Source organism: Breoghania sp. L-A4 (genome assembly GCF_003432385.1).
Classification (GTDB): Bacteria; Pseudomonadota; Alphaproteobacteria; order Rhizobiales; family Stappiaceae; genus Breoghania.
Genome location: NZ_CP031841.1, coordinates 16848 through 32472, shown reverse-complemented (window position 1 = coordinate 32472; position 15625 = coordinate 16848). Strand labels below are relative to the sequence as shown.

Below are 15625 nucleotides of genomic sequence, written 5' to 3'. Positions count from 1 at the left end.
CGATCCATGTTTCGGGAGGGTGCCGGCCCGAATGCCGCCGCCGGCCCGGACGAGTTTTTCTGTTTTCGCATTCAAGCTTGGGATACCGCGCGTGGCCTTATTCAGGCGTTCTCGACAATCAACCGCGTCAAACATCATGCAGCAGCCCCGGCGTCTGGGGCGAGTGGTCCGGATCGCGGCGGCGTCGCTGAGTCTCGCCCTGCTTTGGGGCCTGCCGGCGCGCGCCGAAATCGCCTCGTGGCTGGTGTTCGAGCAGGAAAGCGGCCGTGTCATCGAGCAGCACAACGCGTTTCAGAAGTGGCATCCGGCGTCGCTGACCAAGCTGATGACGGCCTATGTCACCTTCGACGCGCTGCGCGCCAAGCGCATAGACCTGACCTCGCCGGTCGTCATGTCGGCCGCAGCTTCCGCGGAGCCGGCCAGCAAGATGGGCTTCAAGCCCGGCACCAAGATGACCGTCGACAATGCGCTGAAGATGGTGCTGGTGAAATCGGCCAACGACGTGGCGGTGGCGCTGGCGGAGACCGTCGGCGGCTCCAAGAGCGGGTTCTCGAAGCTGATGAACGCGCAGGCCGCGCGGCTGGGCATGCGCGACAGTCGTTTCAACAATCCTCACGGGCTGCCCGACGACAGCCAGATCGTGTCGGCCTACGACATGGCGCTGCTGATCCGCGCCTTGTGGGCCGATTTCCCGCAGTACCGCGACTATTACGACCATGCCGGCATCCGCTTCGGCAAACGCACGCTGAAGTCCGCCAATCGTGAGTTCCTTTTGCGGGTGCGCGGTGCCAACGGGCTGAAAACCGGCTTCATCTGCGATTCCGGCTACAATGTCGCGGTTTCGGCCAAGCGTGGCGGACGCACGGTGGTCGCCGTCGTTCTCGGCGCCGCGTCGGGTCTGGAACGGGCGGCCGCGGCACGGGCCCTCATCGAGAAGGGGTTCGACGATCGCCCGGGGCTGTTTGGAGGCGGGGAATCGCTGTCGGATCTGCGCCGGCCGGCTGTCGCCAAGGCGCCGCCGCCTTCGGGCTATTGCAAGCGCGCGAGCAAGCCGGACGTGGACGATCTGATGGCCCGCTACGCCGGTGGCGCGTCGGCGCTGGCGAGTACCGAAGACAACATGCCTCCCGGTGTGGCGATCGGCTACGCCATCAGCGCGAAGAACGCCCGCCTTCTGCCGCAGGCGACGACGTCCAGGGAACCGGCAAAGACGCCGAAGAAATCCAACGGCAAGATCGATTGGGCCAAGGTGATGGATTCGTTGCTTGGCAAGCAGATTCGCACCTATGCCCCGGTTGCGGTGGAGCTTGGCGTGCCGAAGGATGCCCGCGCGCCGCGCTATGCCTCGATCGCCACCGGTGAACTCGTCGATGAGGCGGACACGGCGGAAAGCCATCCGTTGCCGGTGCGCAAACCGGGTGTGGTCGCCAAGGCGCCGACGGTGGATACGCCCGTGGCCTATGCGCCCAAGCCCGGCGCCATCGTCGTTCTGCCGCCGCTGGCGGCCGACGGCACGCGAACGCCGCTGGTTCGCCCCGCGCCCCTGCGCTAGCCGCCGCTCGCGCCTCCCTCCGTCAAGACGGTGAGTTTCATGCCTGATGCCAAGAAGAGCGCGCGCCGTCCTCCGGCGCCGATTCCGCTGAGCGTGCTGACCGGCTTTCTGGGGTCGGGCAAGACCACCCTGCTCAACCGGCTGCTGTGCGATCCGGCGCTCGCGGACACCGCCGTGATCGTCAACGAGTTCGGCGATGTCGGGCTGGATCACCTGCTGGTGGCGCAGGCGGACGAGGGCGTGATCGAGCTGTCGTCGGGCTGCCTGTGCTGCACCATTCGCGGCGATCTGGTCAATACGCTGGAGGATCTGCTGCGGCGGATCGACAACGGCCGCATCAAGGCGCTCAAACGGGTTGTCATCGAGACGACCGGTCTGGCGGATCCCGCGCCCGTGCTGCACACGGTGATGCTGCACCCCTATCTGCTGATGCGCTACCGCCTCGACGGGGTGATCACCACGGTGGACGCCATCAATGGCGCGGCAACGCTGGACGCGCATGAGGAAGCGGTCAAGCAACTGGCGGTGGCCGACCGGATCGTGCTGACCAAGACGGATCTGGTCGAAACCGACACGCAAAAAGATGCGCTGCGGTCGTTGCGCGGCCGGATCGCCGCGCTCAACCCTGGCGCCATCGTTCTGAATGCCGCCGAAGGGGAGGTCACCGCCGCGGCTTTGCTCAATTGCGGCCTCTATGATCCGGAGACGAAAATCGCCGATGTGGCCGGCTGGCTGCGCGACGAAGCCTATCGCGACCCGGCGCACCACGGACACCACGCGCATGAGCATACTCACGACCACGGCCATGACCATGCGCATGACGTGAACCGGCACGACGAGCATATTCGCGCCTTCACGTTAACGGCGGAACGGCCGATTTCCGTGGCCGGGCTGGAGATGTTCCTCGATCTGCTGCGCTCGGCGCACGGCCCGAAGCTGCTGCGGGTCAAGGGCATCGTGCAGATCGCCGAGGATCCGGAGCGGCCGGTGGTCATCCACGGCGTGCAGCATGTGTTTCATCCGCCGGCGACGCTGGAGCGCTGGCCGGATGACGATCACCGCTCACGGCTGGTGTTCATCACCCGCGACCTGCCGGAAGGCTTCGTGAAGTCGCTGTTCGACAGCTTTTCCGGCCATATTGCCACCGACACGCCCGATGCCGCCGCGATGACGCACAATCCGCTCGCCATCACGGGTTTTTCCGGAACGTTCAAGTAGCCCGGAAAGCAGCCCGGCGGATTCAGTAGTCGCCGAGCTTCATGTCGGGCGCGTAGTCGGTGCCCGGCACCTCCTTGATGACCGCCTGGCCGCAGACCGTCAGGCCGCGCACCGCGTCGAAACTCAGCGACGGGGAGCCGGAAAGCTGCCAGCCGTTGTTGAGCGCCTGGGTGACCCGGTGACAGAAGCTGGAATCGTCGGGTCCGGTGATGAAGCGGTAGAGTCGCATGGTGCGGTTTCGTCCTGTTACTGATTGGCGGCGCGGGCGGCGACCGCGTCGGCGATGGCGACCTGGCGCTTCGCGATGTCGGCGTGCATGCGTTCCACCATGCGCCCGCCGAGGTTGATCGCGCCCTTGCCGGCGTTCTCTTCCAGTTCGAAGGCGGCGATGATGGCCTTCGCGGCCTCAAGCTCCTCCTGCGATGCGCTGAAGGCACGGTTGCAGGGGTCGAGCTGCTTGGGATGGATCAGCGTCTTGCCGTCCATGCCCATGTCGCGGCCCTGCTCGCACTCCGCGCTCAGCCCGTCGAGATCGGAAAAATCATTGTAGACGCCGTCGAGCACGTCCAGCCCATAGGCTTTGGCGGCGGCGATGCAGCTCATCAGCCACGGCACCATCGGCAGCCGGCCCGGGATCAGCCGCGCGCCGGTTTCCTTGGCCAGATCATTGGTGCCCATGACGAAGCACGAAAGCCGCATGGCGGGATCCTGGGCAGCCGCGGCGATGGCGCCGGCGTTGAGCATGGCCAGCGGCGTCTCCATCATCGCCCAGAGCTTCAGGCTTTCCGGGGCGTCCAGGGCATTGAGCGGGGCGGCCGCGCGCTGCACGTCGGCGGGCGAGGAGACTTTCGGGATCAGGATGCCGTCCGGCTTGGCGCTCACCGCCGCCTTGAGATCCGCCTCGCCCCATGGTGTGTCGAGCCCGTTGATGCGGATGATCACCTCGCGCGGGCCGTAGCCGCCTTGCGTGACGGCGTCGACGATCTGCGCGCGCGCGATGTCCTTGGCGTCCGGCGCCACCGCGTCCTCGAGATCGAGAATCAGCACGTCGGCGTCGAGCCCGCGGGCCTTGTCGAGGGCGCGGGCGTTGGAGCCGGGCATGTAGAGGGCGCTGCGGCGCGGGCGGATCGCTGTCGTCATCGGGATCGGTTCCTGAACCATGCGGGATCGGCGTGTCGCGCCCGAGAGTATGCGGATGCTGCGCCGCACGCCAGAGCGTTTTGGCCGGCTTTGGGGATCAGGCCGTGTGCCAGGGCGATCGCCGCCTGGCATGGCGACGCACAAGGGAATTGCAGCCGATTTGATCTGGCTTCTTGATCGCGGCTGCGAATTCAAGAATGCTTGACGTGACAAGGAGCGGATCGCGCTCCCCTTCGACATGGCGGAGCGAGCATGGCAACGATGGAAATCAAGGCTCTTGGCCCCGAGGCGGCGCATCAATTGGCGCCGTTGATCGCGGCCTACGCACAGGAACGCAAGCGCGGCGCGCCGCGCAGGCCGGACGACTATTACGCGGAAACCCTGCTGAAGGACAAGACGGCGGAGCTGATCGGCGCGATTGTGGACGGCAAGCTGGTGGGCTTCGCGACGTTCTTTGACCTGCCGCTGGCGATTTCCGGACTGCGGGCCGGGCAGATCGACGATATCTTCGTCATCCAGGACAAGCGCAGGACGGGCATCGGCCGCCGCATGGTCGAGGCGCTGGTGACGGAAGGGGAGCATCGCGGCTGGGCGCATCTGCGCTGGCTCGTACCCGCGCGCGACGAGATGGCGGCCGCGTTCTTCGAACATCTGGCGGAACCGGCCGGCTGGAACAGCTACATTATCCGGATCGATCGGCTGGCGGACGTCTGAACGCCGACCGTCGCGATCCGCTCACGGAAGCGGCGGGATCTGCGCGAACGGCACGAGCCCGATGCGCATCTGGCCCTTGGTGACCAGAATCCTGGCTTCCAGCGCCGGGTGGCCGTCGACGGTGGTTGTGCTTCCAAAGCCGTCCATCACGCCCTGAAACGACGTCGGCAGGGTGGAGTCGCGCGGGAACAGCGGCGCCAGCAGGCGCGCCAGCCCCTCCGGCTCGACGACCGTGACGTCGAGCTCTCCCGAGAGCGTGCCCGCGGTGTCCAGTGTCAGTGAGCCGCGCGCCGAGAGCCGGGTGCTGCCGAGCGAGAGTTGCGCCGCCTCCACGGCGACCGGCCGGCCGCCGGCGCGCATTTCGCCGATGAAGCGGTCCATGTCGCCCCCAGCAGGGAGGCCGCGTCGCGAACATGCAGCAGAAGCGCGCCGTCGAGCGGAGAGTCGGTCACCAGCGCGCCCTCCAGCGCCAGCCCGTCGATGGTCAGCGCGAGATCCGCGCCATCCGGTGCCGTGTCACGTGGGCTGTGACGCATATGGACTTCCATCTGACGTGCGGCAAGCCGCTGCGAGCCGCCGTTATCAAGGGGCAGGCCGGACAGTGTCGCGGTGGGTGTCTGCGTTGAGACGGCTGCGGCCGCGAGCCGCCCTTCGCGCATGCGCAGGCTGGCGCGCGCGGTCGCCCAGCGTGCGGAAAGCCCTATTCCGGAGACGCTGTCGCGAAGATCGATCGGGCCATCCGCCTCCAGGATCACATGGCGCGGATCGTAGGCCAGCGCGACCGCGCGCACAGGCCCGGATTCAATCCGACCATTGGCGTTGGTCAGGCCAAGCCTGGGGCAGCTGACTTCCATGCGGAACGGCCAGCCTTCGATTTGGCGTCCGGGGCAGGAAATCGCGATGTCTCCGCCGCGCGCCTGCTCGATGCGGTCATCGAGAAACAGCGCCACACGGTCGGCGGCGAACCACCAGAAGCCCGACCAGCCGACGGCGGCCAGGACAACCAGGGCCGCGAGAACAAGGAACCGGCGTTTCATGTTTCATCCAGGCTTTGTCTGTGTCGAGCGCGCAATAGCAGATTTGAGGACCGCGTGCTGCCGCAATTTGATGCGTGCTTGTCGGCGCGCGGGGCGGGCTGCTATGCATCGGCGATCGTCAAACGGCATCGGCAGGAAAGCGGCATCGGCAGCATGCAGGATTTTTGGGTATTCGGTTACGGCTCGCTGATGTGGCGCCCTGGTTTCGATCATATCGAGGCGGTTCCCGCCCTGCTGCGCGGCGCGCATCGCCGGCTGTGCGTCTATTCCTGGGTGCATCGGGGGACCGAGGAGCGGCCGGGACTGGTGCTGGGGCTCGACCGGGGCGGCGCCTGCCGCGGCATCGCCTTTCGCGTGCCGCCGGCGGACCGGGATGCGGTGGTGGCCTATCTGCGCGCGCGCGAGCAGGTGACGAAGGTCTATCGCGAGGTGGAGCGGCCGGTGCGGCTGGCCGACGGTCAGCAGGTCGCGGCGCTATGCTACGTGGTGGAGCGCGCCCACAAGCAGTATGCCGGCGCGCTGCCGCTCGAGCGGCAACTGGACCACGTGCGTCACGGGCGCGGGGTTTCTGGTCCCAACAACGAATATGTGTTGAATACGGCCGATCATCTTATTCAGCTCGGCATTCGTGATCGTGGGCTGAACTGGCTCGCCGGAGCCTTGCGCGCCGACGCACGATAGACGGGCGGGATGCGTCGCCGGATCAGGCGTCGGGGGAGTCTTCGCGGCGCTGCTTCACCAGAAGGCCCTGAGCGCCCTGGTGCAGGTCGCGAATGACCATCCGCCGCGCGGCTTCGTCCTGGGCCAGAAGATGCACCAGCGCATCCGCCCTGCGGCGGCCGCGGCCGATCTTCGATCCGTGCCTGAAACCCTTGTCGTCAACCTCGCCGACCCACATGATCTGGCGCGCGGTGTCACGCGCCTGAGCGGCCAGGACGACGACCGCGCCGGGGTAATCCGCCACGGCGGTTTCCGGAACGATGGTAAAAAGATACCGCTTGCCGGAGGCGCCACGCAAATAGCTGTAGCGCTCATCCAGTCCAAGGGCCTTTGCGGCGCGCGGGGCATCGTTGTCAAATCGAATCATGACATCCATCATGGAATCCAAATAAGAACAAAGTGTGAACGCATCCTGCATCACGCCCCTGGATCAGGCAAGGGGGTCCATGCCTAGATTTGAAATGTGGATATTGCGTGTCCGCCAATCAAGATGTAGCGGGTGTCGCAAACGTCAGGTGCCGCGCGCGGAGCGCGCGGTCTATGACGGCTTCGGCGCGCGGGCCTCGATGGCGGCGGCAAGCTCGCGGGCGCGCGGCGGCGGGGACGGCGCGCGGGCGGCTTCCACGATCAGCCGGTCCGACGCCGTCTCGATGCGCTCGAACAGAACCCGCTGCATTTCCTGTTGGCTCAGGCCCGGCTCGATCACCGGCTGGAACTCGATCACCACCGTGCCGGGGAAGCGCAGGAACTTGCGGCGCGGCCAGTAGAGCCCGGAGTTCAGCGCCACGGGCAGGCAGGGGCACCGCAGGTCTCGGTAGAGATGGGCCACGCCGAACTTGTAGACCGGTTCGGCGCCCGCAGGCCGGCGGGTGCCTTCCGGGAAGATCAGGATCTGGCGGCCTTCGTCGATGGCTTCCCGCGCCCTGGCGGTCATCGCCAGAAGAGCGGTGGATCGCTTGCCGCGGTTGACCGGAATCTGGCGCATCTTGATCGTGTACCAGCCGAACCACGGCAGCCAGGTCAGTTCGCGCTTGAGGATGAAGGTGGGGTCCTCGAATTCCGGCAGAAGGGCGAAGGTCTCCCACAACGACTGGTGTTTCGCGGCGACGATGCAGCCGCCTTGCGGGATGTGCTCGCGGCCGCGCACCTCGATCTTCATCCCGACGATCACCCGCAGCAGCCACAGATTGATGCGCGCCCACGCGATGACGGCCGGCCAGCCCCATTTGCGCGGAATGAAGAAGATCGGGGTGATGGCGATCATCATGACGACGATCAGCACATAGAAGCAGACGTTGAACAGGATCGAGCGCAACACGAGCATGGATATCGGTCCGGGTTCCTGGGGCAAGCCGCTGTCGGGGCCCCTGAGGGGTCATTCGCCATGATTCCCTGGCGCTCGGAAGGATCGTGCGGCGGGCGGCTTTATCGGACGCCGCTTGCCACGGCGGAGGACGACGCTGCGGCCGGTTGCATGGCAAGGCGAAGCCAGGCGACGATATACTTCACATATTCGCGCAAGAGAAGCCGGGTCGTGCCCAGGTTGGCGTACCAGTGGCGCAGATGCAGGTCTGCGCCGATCACCGGATAGGGGAGGAAGGTCATTTCCGGCATTTCCGCGCGCAGCTCCAGGATGCTGCGCGGCATGTGATAGGCGCTCGTGACAATGATCAGCGACGTGAAGCCGTGGCTCTTGGCCCATTTGGCGCTTTCCGCCGCGTTTCCGATGGTGTCCTGGGCGCGCCGGTCGAGATCGACGCAGCAGGCGAACAGCGTCTGGCGGCTGGCCGTGCGCCGCACGATCTGCCGCGCCGTGGTTGCCGGATGCACGCCGGAAATGAGCAGCCGGCGCGCGCGTTTCTGTTCCAGAAGTTCGAGCGCTCCCGTGACCCGCGCCCTGCCGCCGGTGAGCACGACAATGCCGTCGGCGGTAACATCCGGCGACGGCGTGATGTTGGCGATGTGATGGGCATAGACCAGGAAACTCGCGAGGAAAATCACGGACAGCGCCACGCACGTGATGCCGAGCGTCCACAGCGCCGTGCGCACCGGACGGCGGCGCGGCGGCGGGACGGCTGCATCAATGCGCGACTGGCTGAAAGGAAACAGATCGAACTCTCCGTCGATGACCGCCGCCGGGCTGGCTTGCGCTGTTCGGCTGGCGGAATCTTGCCAATCGGCTGGTTCCGGACATGAGGCTGATTCCGGAATGCCCCCAGAATCGGGCCGGTATAGGGCAATTGCAAGCAATTCGTCGCAGGAATCGATAGAGCCGGGCGGGAATCGTTCGCGGCGCGGTAGGACGAAAGCCGACCAATCTCAAGATGATAGGCTGTTGTTGGTGCGCATCGGCATCAGGTCATCTGCGACAGATGGGAGTGGACGGCCAGCCGCGAGGTCGCCGCGGTCAGCGCGGCGACCAGCACGACAATGCCCATGACGCCCAGATAGCCGTTGAGACCGACCGACACCCCGCCGAACATGGCGGTGAGCTGGTCGGCGCCGGACATGCCGGTCTCGGCGCTTGACAGGATGTCGAGCGCGATGAAGCCGAGGGTCGCGGCGACGCCGCCGATCAGCCCGCCCTTCAGCCCCAGCATCAGAAAATGCCTCTGGAATTCGCGCGCAATGAAATCGTGCTCCGCGCCCACCAGATGCAGCACTTCCACCACTTCGCGGTTGCCGGCCATGGCCGACCGCGTGGCGAAGACCACCGACAGCACCATCGCGGTCATCACCAGGACGAGGATGGCGAAGCCGCCGTAGACCACCGCGCCGGCCATCTTGGCCAGCCGCCCGGTCCACACCGAGTGATCGTCGAAGCTGCCGCCTTCGATCTCAGCGCCGATGGTGCGGCGCATTTCCGCGAAATCCACCATCCCGGGCGCATTCAGCTCCACGGTGACGATGCGCGGCACGGGCAATGTATCGAGATCGAGACCGGCGCCGAGCCAGGGCTGTAGCAGCGCCTTGGTTTCCTCGTCCGACAGGGCGCGCACGGCGCCGACGCCGGGAAACTCCTGGACCAGCGCAATGGTCTTGTCGATTTCGCGCACCATGTCCACGCCATCAACGGGGCGGATCTGCACGGTGACCTCGCGCACCAGGTCGTTCTGCCAGTCGTGCGCCGCTTCGCGCACGATCGTCACGGCGCCGACGGTGATGCAGGCGAGAAAGGCCATGATCGCCACCACAAGGGTGAGCGCCCGTCCCGCGACGGATTGCGGGGGACAATCGCGGCGGGCGGATGGGCCTTCTCGCGGCCCGTGTCGCGGTTCTTGTTGCGCTTCGCGGCTGGTCTGGGGCGGTCTTTCGGGCCGCCGCCGGGCTTGCCCGCGGGCTTCTTGGGCCTGGCCTTCGACGGAGGCTTGGCGGCATTTTGCAGGGAGGGTACGACTGTCGGCGCGCCGGAGCGGCCCGTGCGGGCCGGCTTCGCGGTTTCGGCATCCTTGTCTGGGTTGCTGATCGCCTTGCTCATTGCTGTTCAGTCGTCGCCGCTCTGTCTGTGCGCGTCAATCATTGATTGTCAGCCGGCCGTCGGAAAGGATCATCCGGCGGGCGTCCACCTGCTCCATGAGATCGAAATCGTGGGTCGCGATGATCACCGAGGTGCCGAGCCGGTTCAGCTCGATGAACAGCCGCAGCAGCCGGCGCGCCAGCGGCGGATCGACGTTGCCGGTGGGCTCGTCGGCCAGCAGCACCTCGGGCTTGGTGATCAGGGCGCGAGCGATGGCCGCGCGCTGCTTCTCGCCGCCCGACAGCACCTGCGGCTGCACATGGGTGCGCTCGCCAAGACCCACCCACTTCAGAAGTTCGATGACGTCGCCGCGATACTCGCTTTCCTCCTTGCCCAGAACGCGCAAGGGAAGCGCGACATTCTCGTAGGTCGTTAGGTGATCGAGCAGCCGGAAATCCTGGAACACGACGCCAATGCGCCGGCGCAGCGCCGGCAGGTCCTTGCGCGGCACGGAGGCGGTGTCGGTTCCGAACACGTTGATCAGCCCGCGCGTCGGCTTCAGGGCCATGAACAGCAGGCGCATCAGACTGGTCTTGCCGGCGCCCGAAGGTCCGGTGAGGAACTGGAACGACTGCGGCTCGATGCGGAACGTCAGGTCCTTGAGAACCTCCGTGCCCATTCCATAGCGCAGACCGACATTCTCGAACCGGATCACGAAATTCTCTCCCGGTGTTGTCGCGACAGGCCTCGGCCCCCGGCTATTGCGTCATTTCACCAGCGGCGCGGGCGTCCGTCCAGCGTGAGTCTTGGCGCCCAAACCTGTCCGAAATGCGCCTGGAAGCGGATCCGGAACGCATCAGAAACGTTCCGGGGCGCCGAAGCGGACGTCGCCGTGAGCGCGTTCGGTTGTCGCGCAGCCCTGTCGGTTGTTGCAAGGCCCGGCCGCGCCCGGGGTGAAACGGTACACAGCCCGGCGGAATCCTGTGGACAAGCCGCATTTTCGCAAAGCCCGCGCCAAGCGTCCGCAATCCGGCAAATCGCGCCGGATTCTCCTTTGAATCTTAACCCTAGAGGCGTGCGTCTTAACGTTTCATTAAAGATATAGGCGTCCCCTGTCGTCAGCGAAATCGCGCATTGCGCAAGGGATCCCGATTGGATCAAGTTCGGAGCATCAGCCCCGAGACGCAGATCCGAAACGCCGTTGTGGCGAGGGTGGTTCACGCATGAAGATCACTTGTCCGAGTTGCGACACGTCCTACAACATCGGCGCGGCCAGCGTCGGTGCGGAAGGCCGCAGCGTGCGCTGTTCGCGCTGTTCGGAGGAATGGTACATCGACGCGGAAGGCCGCGCCATCGCCGCGCCGGCCGACGACGTGGATGCCGCCGCGGACAAGGATGACGGCGATGACAACGCCGATTGGGCGGCGGCCTTCGACGAGGCCACCACCGATGGCGCTTCCGCGGCCAAGGCGGCCAGCGACGACGACTGGAAGTCAGAAATCGGCCTGGAAGACGATGGTCCCGTGCGCGCCTCCGGCATGGACCGGGCCATGGGCAATGGCGCGCGGCGGGAGATGATCGACGCCAGACCCAAGGGGTTCGGTGAGAACGATCTGGAAGAGGGCGCTGAGCCCGCGTCCGGCCGCGACAAGAACCGCAAGCGCTCTGCCTATGACAGCCGCTTCGTGATGTCCCCGGAAATGCGGGCGATGACAGGCCTTGTGCTCTTTCTCTCCTCGGTGGTGCTCTGCGTCGGCGTCATACTCCTGCGCGAGCCGATCGTGCGTACGGCGCCCAACATGGCGGGGCTCTACAGCCTGGTCGGCATGGACGTGAACCTGCGCGGGCTGGAGTTCCATGACCTGCGGACCTATCAGGAATACGAGAACGGCGGCGTGGTGCTGATCGTGGAAGGCAATATTGAGAACATTCGCAAGCGCTCGACCCATGTGCCGGCGGTGAAATTGTCGCTGCGCAGTTCGGATGCGCAGGAAATCTACACCTGGAAGATTGAGCCGCGGGTCCGCCGCCTGCCGGCCGGCCAAAATATGCGTTTCTCGACGCGGGTCGCCTCACCGCCAGAAATCGCCTCGGACGTCGAGGTCAGTTTTATCGACCGAAACAACAGCCAGACCAACTTGTAGCGACTTATGACCGATACGCCTCAGATCAACGTGCTCTATGACGAAGACGCCATCGCAGAAAGGGTCTCTAGCCTCGCCCGCCAGCTCGCCGATGCGAATTTGCACCGGATGCTGGTGGTGGCTGTTTTGAAGGGAAGTTTCATTTTCGCCGCCGATCTCATCCGCGCGATGCATCGCATCGGCTTGAAGCCTGAAATGGAATTCATACATCTATCCAGCTATGGCGCTGGAACCACGTCGTCGGGAACCGTGACGATCTTGCGCGATATCGAAAGCGACGTGAGGGATCGCGACGTGGTTCTGGTCGACGATATTCTGGAATCCGGACGCACACTGGCCTTCGCACGCGATCTGATCGCCGGGCGCGGCGCCCGGTCGGTGCGCATCGCGGCGCTGCTCGACAAGCCGGTGGGTCGTGTGGCCGGGATCAAGGCGGATTTCATCGGTTTCGAGTGCCCCGACAAATTCGTCGTGGGATATGGCATGGATATGGCCCATGCTTACCGTCAGTTACCTTTTATCGGCTATGTGGTCGAGGAATCCAAAGATCGTTCGGCCACACAAGAGCAGGGAGGGTGAGAATGGCGCGCATTCTCGTAACTGAAGACGACGAGGCGGTACGGACCTTCGTCAAGCGGGCCCTCGAACTGGATGGTCATGACGTCGACGTGGCAGAAGACGGCGCGGAGGCTCTCGAGACGCTGAAGCGCAACACTGACAGCTACGATCTGTTGCTTTCCGATATCAAGATGCCGGTGATGGACGGAATCGCGCTGGCGCTGGTCGTGGCCCGCGACTGGCCGCAGGTGCCGATTCTGCTGATGACCGGTTATGCCGACCAGCGTGAACGCGCGCACGGTCTGGACGCGCTGGTGCACGATGTGGTTACCAAGCCGTTCTCGCTCGCCGACATCCGCCGGATCGTCGGCAAGGCCCTGATCGGTGAGGTGGACAACGAGCGGCGCGCCTTTGCGTGAGTCTGCGCGCGGGTTGTCTCAATTCCTGTTGAATGCAAATCGGGCCCGTCTTGCGGGCCCGATTTTTTGTATCCCTCAGAGTGAGACGCCGCGTCAGTAGCGCTTCAACAGACGCTCGAGGTACTCGAGCTCAAAGCCGGGGCGCGTGGGATCGGAGAAGCGGCGGCGCAACTCCTCGAGAATCCGCCGGGCGCGCTGGATGTCGATGTCGTCGGGCACCTTCACCTGGGTGCCGAGGTCCGGCCCCTCGTGGCGCCGCGGCCTGCCGAGCGGATCCTGCGCGTCGCGTCCTTCGCGGCGGGCCAGACCGCCCGGGCTGCCCTGGCTCAACATCTGTTCGCCAAGCTGCTGGGCGCCATCGCGCAGCGCCTGCAGCGCCTCGCCCTGTTCACCCACTGCCTCGCCGGGCTGCTGCTGGCCGAGCAGATCACGCGCGCGGCCCATGGCGTCGCCGGCGCGGCCCAGCTCGCCAGATGGCTGCATGCCGTTCTGGTCCATCTGATCGAGCATCTGCTGCAGCCGGCTGGCCAGATCACCCTGGCCTTCCTTCAGCTGCTTGAGGATTTCGGCGAGCTGCTCCTTGGTCATGGGGCCGCCCTGCTGGCCCTGTTGCCCTTCGCCCTGCTGCCCCTGCTGACCTTGCTGCTGGCCCTTCGGGCCCGGATTGGGCTGGTTTTCGCCCTGCTGGCCCTGCTTGAAGGTCTGCTCCATCAGTTCCTGCTGGCGCTGGATCATCTCCGCCAGTTCGTTGAGCATCTTCATCATCTCTTCGGAGCTCTCGCCGTCCGGCATCTGCTGCGACCGGCCGGTCTGCAGGTTCTCGAGCATCCGCTGCATCTGGGCGAGCAGATCGCGGGCCGCGTCGCGCGCGCCGTTGCGGGCGAGTTCCTCGATGCGCTTGAGCATCTCCTCGAGATCCTGACTGCGCAGAGACTGGGCGTTGGGATCCATCTGCTGCATGGCCTGCGGGTTCTGCCGCATCTGTTCGGTCAGCGCCTGCATGTACTGGTTCAGAGCCTCGCGCAATTCCTGCGTCAGCTTGGCGATCTCCTCGTCCGAAGCGCCTTCCTCCAGCGCCTTGCGCAGCGCTTCCTGGGCGTCGCGCAAGGCGCGCTCGGCCATGGACAGATCGCCATCCTCGATGGACAGCGCCACATCCCACATCAGGTCAAGGACTTCCTTCAGAGCTTCGTCGTCTTCCGCCTCGACCAGCCGCGCATAGACAAACCGCATGCCCAGATAGGGCCGCGTATCGTCCATGAAATACTCAGGCGCCAGCAGCAGAATGTCGTAGGCGTCGATCACCTGCGGCTGGTGGTTGGCGTCCAGCGCCAGGTTGCGCCGCTGCTCGACGATGGCGCGGGCCAGCGGCTTGCGGAAACTGCGCGCGGGAAGGGTGAATTCGGCAACCTCGGAGCGGCCTTCCTGGCCGGCCTCGTCGCGGGCCACCAGCGACAGTCTGACCTCGCTCCCCGCCCAGGGGTGCGCCGTCAGATCACGAAAGGTCTCCGCGGTCCCGGTGCGCGCCCGGCGTTGCGGCAAGGACAGCGGAAACGTCGGCGCCTCGACCAGCGGTCGCGGCGGCTTGCCGGTCTTCTGCAAGGCAACCGGCTTGCTGCCGGGGGCTATCTCTGCGCGCGCGGCGATGACGCCGTTGTCGTCCTCCACCTCATAGGCGAGCTTGAGGGTGCCGCTGAGCTGGCCCTGCGGGTCCTCCGTCAGGCGGATTTCGGGATCGGCGTCGGGCTCCACGGCGAAGCGCCAGCTGTTGATCGTGCTGGTTCCCTTGCGGATTTCAACGATGCCGGGGGTCTGCAGAGTGACGCGGTGCTCCACCGGCGCGCTGGCCAGGGCTTCAGTGGTCCCGCCGCCTTCCGCCTCGATGGCGGTTTCCGTTTCGCCGTCGACAAGGACGACGCTCAGGTCGCGGCTGCCGCCCTGGCTGCGCACCACCACGACGCTTCCCTCGGGCACGCTCACGGTGGCGTCGGGATCGCGCGCAGGACCCATTTCGCCGGTCAGGAACACCGGCGGTCGCCGGGTGTAGGCGGGCGGGGTCACCCAGGCGTCGATGCGCCCGGCAACGGCCGAGGTTTCCGATCCGCCGACAACGGCCGACCAGATCAGCGGTCCGCGATCGCCGCCGGCGACGCCGAAGCCGACGAACAGCAGCAGGCCGACGAGGGCGCGGATGGCCCAGGGGTCGCGGCGGAAGGCGTGCGGATGCGGCCACCCGGCGCGGAGGCGGTTGAGCGCGCTCAGCGCGCGGGCGCGATGAGCCTCCCACAAGGCGCGCGCGGTCGGATCGTCCGCGTCGGAGGCGAGTTCGTCCTCAAGCGCGGTCAGCGGCCGATGATGGTAGTCGCCCTGCGCCTCGATACGGTGCAGGCCCTCGGCTCGCGACGGCCAGCGCAGGAACGGCAGCGAGCGGCACGAATAGAGCGTGGCCCAGGCGAAGGCCGCGAGCGCCAGCCAGCGCAGCCAGGTGGGCAGCACAAGCCACAGGCCGAGCCACGACAGGGCGACGAAAAGCCCTGCGATGATCAGAAAATGGTAGAGGACGGGCCAGAGCCGCTCCCAGAACAGTGCTGCGCGCGCGGCGGAGACCGTCCGCGAGAGGCGCCTCGCCATCGCGCGCGTCAATGTGTTCGCGGACCCAGCAGTTG

At 66.1% G+C, this 15625-nt stretch carries 17 protein-coding genes and 1 pseudogene; 7 read left to right on the top strand and 11 right to left on the bottom strand.

The genetic code is table 11. From position 1 onward, the window contains the following. Positions 1 to 136 precede the first annotated feature (136 nt). Both D1F64_RS00175 and D1F64_RS00170 read left to right on the top strand, forming a co-directional pair. Positions 137 to 1552 carry a D-alanyl-D-alanine carboxypeptidase family protein gene (locus tag D1F64_RS00175; protein WP_162901207.1) on the top strand — a complete coding sequence of 472 codons (1416 nt, stop codon included), beginning with the start codon at positions 137 to 139 and terminating at the stop codon, positions 1550 to 1552. A 39-nt stretch (positions 1553 to 1591) separates the two neighbouring features. Further along, positions 1592 to 2770, top strand: coding sequence for a GTP-binding protein (locus tag D1F64_RS00170; protein ID WP_117410757.1), 1179 nt, complete (start codon positions 1592 to 1594; stop codon positions 2768 to 2770). Between the two features lie 22 nt (positions 2771 to 2792). Here D1F64_RS00170 and D1F64_RS00165 read toward each other — a convergent pair whose 3' ends face one another. Both D1F64_RS00165 and D1F64_RS00160 read right to left on the bottom strand, forming a co-directional pair. After that, entirely contained in the window at positions 2793 to 2999 is a 207-nt protein-coding gene (locus D1F64_RS00165; RefSeq protein ID WP_117410756.1) for a DUF1737 domain-containing protein, read from the bottom strand. Positions 3000 to 3016: 17 nt separating this feature from the next. Beyond that, positions 3017 to 3910, bottom strand: a complete 894-nt coding sequence (locus D1F64_RS00160) for a CoA ester lyase (RefSeq protein WP_117414313.1) — start codon at positions 3908 to 3910, stop codon at positions 3017 to 3019. 252 nt (positions 3911 to 4162) lie between these two features. Between D1F64_RS00160 and D1F64_RS00155 the strand changes: the two genes are divergently transcribed. After that, positions 4163 to 4624, top strand: coding sequence for a GNAT family N-acetyltransferase (locus D1F64_RS00155; protein ID WP_117410755.1), 462 nt, complete (start codon positions 4163 to 4165; stop codon positions 4622 to 4624). A gap of 21 nt (positions 4625 to 4645) precedes the next feature. On the opposite strand, the pseudogene D1F64_RS24980 reads toward D1F64_RS00155, so the two are convergent. Both D1F64_RS24980 and D1F64_RS00145 read right to left on the bottom strand, forming a co-directional pair. Next, a pseudogene (locus D1F64_RS24980) lies at positions 4646 to 5011 on the bottom strand (DUF2125 domain-containing protein); the annotation flags it as partial. Beyond that, positions 4900 to 5661, bottom strand: coding sequence for a DUF2125 domain-containing protein (locus D1F64_RS00145; protein WP_117410753.1), 762 nt, complete (start codon positions 5659 to 5661; stop codon positions 4900 to 4902). The pseudogene D1F64_RS24980 and the gene D1F64_RS00145, both read right to left, overlap by 112 nt. 153 nt (positions 5662 to 5814) lie before the next feature. On the opposite strand from D1F64_RS00145, the gene D1F64_RS00140 reads away from it, so the two are divergent. After that, a complete protein-coding gene (locus D1F64_RS00140) occupies positions 5815 to 6342 on the top strand; it encodes a gamma-glutamylcyclotransferase (protein WP_117414312.1) in 528 nt (175 codons plus the stop codon). A gap of 22 nt (positions 6343 to 6364) precedes the next feature. Here D1F64_RS00140 and D1F64_RS00135 read toward each other — a convergent pair whose 3' ends face one another. The 6 genes from D1F64_RS00135 to ftsE form a co-directional block, all read right to left on the bottom strand. Beyond that, complete coding sequence (locus D1F64_RS00135; RefSeq protein ID WP_162901206.1) at positions 6365 to 6799, bottom strand: hypothetical protein; 435 nt, start codon at positions 6797 to 6799, stop codon at positions 6365 to 6367. 120 nt (positions 6800 to 6919) lie between these two features. Further along, positions 6920 to 7705, bottom strand: a complete 786-nt coding sequence (locus D1F64_RS00130) for a 1-acyl-sn-glycerol-3-phosphate acyltransferase (RefSeq protein WP_117410751.1) — start codon at positions 7703 to 7705, stop codon at positions 6920 to 6922. Between the two features lie 101 nt (positions 7706 to 7806). Then, positions 7807 to 8430: a YdcF family protein gene (locus D1F64_RS00125; protein WP_205470589.1), complete on the bottom strand. Its 624-nt coding sequence runs from the start codon at positions 8428 to 8430 to the stop codon at positions 7807 to 7809. Positions 8431 to 8735: 305 nt separating this feature from the next. Beyond that, a complete protein-coding gene (locus D1F64_RS00120) occupies positions 8736 to 9563 on the bottom strand; it encodes an ABC transporter permease (RefSeq protein WP_117414310.1) in 828 nt (275 codons plus the stop codon). Next, a complete protein-coding gene (locus D1F64_RS22950; RefSeq protein ID WP_162901205.1) occupies positions 9527 to 9859 on the bottom strand; it encodes a hypothetical protein in 333 nt (110 codons plus the stop codon). Before D1F64_RS22950 ends, D1F64_RS00120 begins: the two co-directional genes overlap by 37 nt. A 34-nt stretch (positions 9860 to 9893) precedes the next feature. Beyond that, positions 9894 to 10553 (bottom strand): cell division ATP-binding protein FtsE, encoded by a 660-nt coding sequence (gene ftsE, locus D1F64_RS00115; protein ID WP_117410750.1) that lies wholly within the window; start codon positions 10551 to 10553, stop codon positions 9894 to 9896. A gap of 508 nt (positions 10554 to 11061) precedes the next feature. Here ftsE and D1F64_RS00110 point away from each other — a divergent pair. The 3 genes from D1F64_RS00110 to D1F64_RS00100 are packed head-to-tail and all read left to right on the top strand — an operon-like array spanning position 11062 to position 12959. Next, on the top strand, positions 11062 to 11982 hold the full coding sequence (locus tag D1F64_RS00110) for a zinc-ribbon domain-containing protein (RefSeq protein ID WP_117410749.1): 921 nt from the start codon (positions 11062 to 11064) through the stop codon (positions 11980 to 11982). Positions 11983 to 11988: 6 nt separating this feature from the next. Then, positions 11989 to 12561: a hypoxanthine phosphoribosyltransferase gene (hpt, locus tag D1F64_RS00105; protein WP_117410748.1), complete on the top strand. Its 573-nt coding sequence runs from the start codon at positions 11989 to 11991 to the stop codon at positions 12559 to 12561. Between the two features lie 2 nt (positions 12562 to 12563). Further along, the gene (locus D1F64_RS00100) at positions 12564 to 12959 is read left to right on the top strand and encodes a response regulator (RefSeq protein ID WP_117410747.1); all 396 of its coding nucleotides are present in this window, start codon (positions 12564 to 12566) and stop codon (positions 12957 to 12959) included. Between the two features lie 93 nt (positions 12960 to 13052). Here the strand turns inward: D1F64_RS00100 and D1F64_RS00095 are convergent, their stop codons facing one another. Next, positions 13053 to 15590, bottom strand: a complete 2538-nt coding sequence (locus D1F64_RS00095; protein WP_205470588.1) for a TIGR02302 family protein — start codon at positions 15588 to 15590, stop codon at positions 13053 to 13055. Between the last annotated feature and the right edge of the window lie 35 nt (positions 15591 to 15625).

Coding starts and splice junctions, on each gene's coding strand:
- D1F64_RS00130 (WP_117410751.1), bottom strand. CDS start 7,705: ATGCTCGTGTTGCGCTCGATCCTGTTCAACGTCTGCTTCTATGTGCTG.
- D1F64_RS00170 (WP_117410757.1), top strand. CDS start 1,592: ATGCCTGATGCCAAGAAGAGCGCGCGCCGTCCTCCGGCGCCGATTCCG.
- D1F64_RS00135 (WP_162901206.1), bottom strand. CDS start 6,799: ATGCAGGATGCGTTCACACTTTGTTCTTATTTGGATTCCATGATGGAT.
- D1F64_RS00155 (WP_117410755.1), top strand. CDS start 4,163: ATGGCAACGATGGAAATCAAGGCTCTTGGCCCCGAGGCGGCGCATCAA.
- hpt (WP_117410748.1), top strand. CDS start 11,989: ATGACCGATACGCCTCAGATCAACGTGCTCTATGACGAAGACGCCATC.
- D1F64_RS00100 (WP_117410747.1), top strand. CDS start 12,564: ATGGCGCGCATTCTCGTAACTGAAGACGACGAGGCGGTACGGACCTTC.
- D1F64_RS00120 (WP_117414310.1), bottom strand. CDS start 9,563: ATGGCCTTTCTCGCCTGCATCACCGTCGGCGCCGTGACGATCGTGCGC.
- D1F64_RS00140 (WP_117414312.1), top strand. CDS start 5,815: ATGCAGGATTTTTGGGTATTCGGTTACGGCTCGCTGATGTGGCGCCCT.
- D1F64_RS00160 (WP_117414313.1), bottom strand. CDS start 3,910: ATGACGACAGCGATCCGCCCGCGCCGCAGCGCCCTCTACATGCCCGGC.
- D1F64_RS00095 (WP_205470588.1), bottom strand. CDS start 15,590: ATGGCGAGGCGCCTCTCGCGGACGGTCTCCGCCGCGCGCGCAGCACTG.
- D1F64_RS00145 (WP_117410753.1), bottom strand. CDS start 5,661: ATGAAACGCCGGTTCCTTGTTCTCGCGGCCCTGGTTGTCCTGGCCGCC.
- D1F64_RS00110 (WP_117410749.1), top strand. CDS start 11,062: ATGAAGATCACTTGTCCGAGTTGCGACACGTCCTACAACATCGGCGCG.
- D1F64_RS22950 (WP_162901205.1), bottom strand. CDS start 9,859: ATGAGCAAGGCGATCAGCAACCCAGACAAGGATGCCGAAACCGCGAAG.
- D1F64_RS00165 (WP_117410756.1), bottom strand. CDS start 2,999: ATGCGACTCTACCGCTTCATCACCGGACCCGACGATTCCAGCTTCTGT.
- D1F64_RS00175 (WP_162901207.1), top strand. CDS start 137: ATGCAGCAGCCCCGGCGTCTGGGGCGAGTGGTCCGGATCGCGGCGGCG.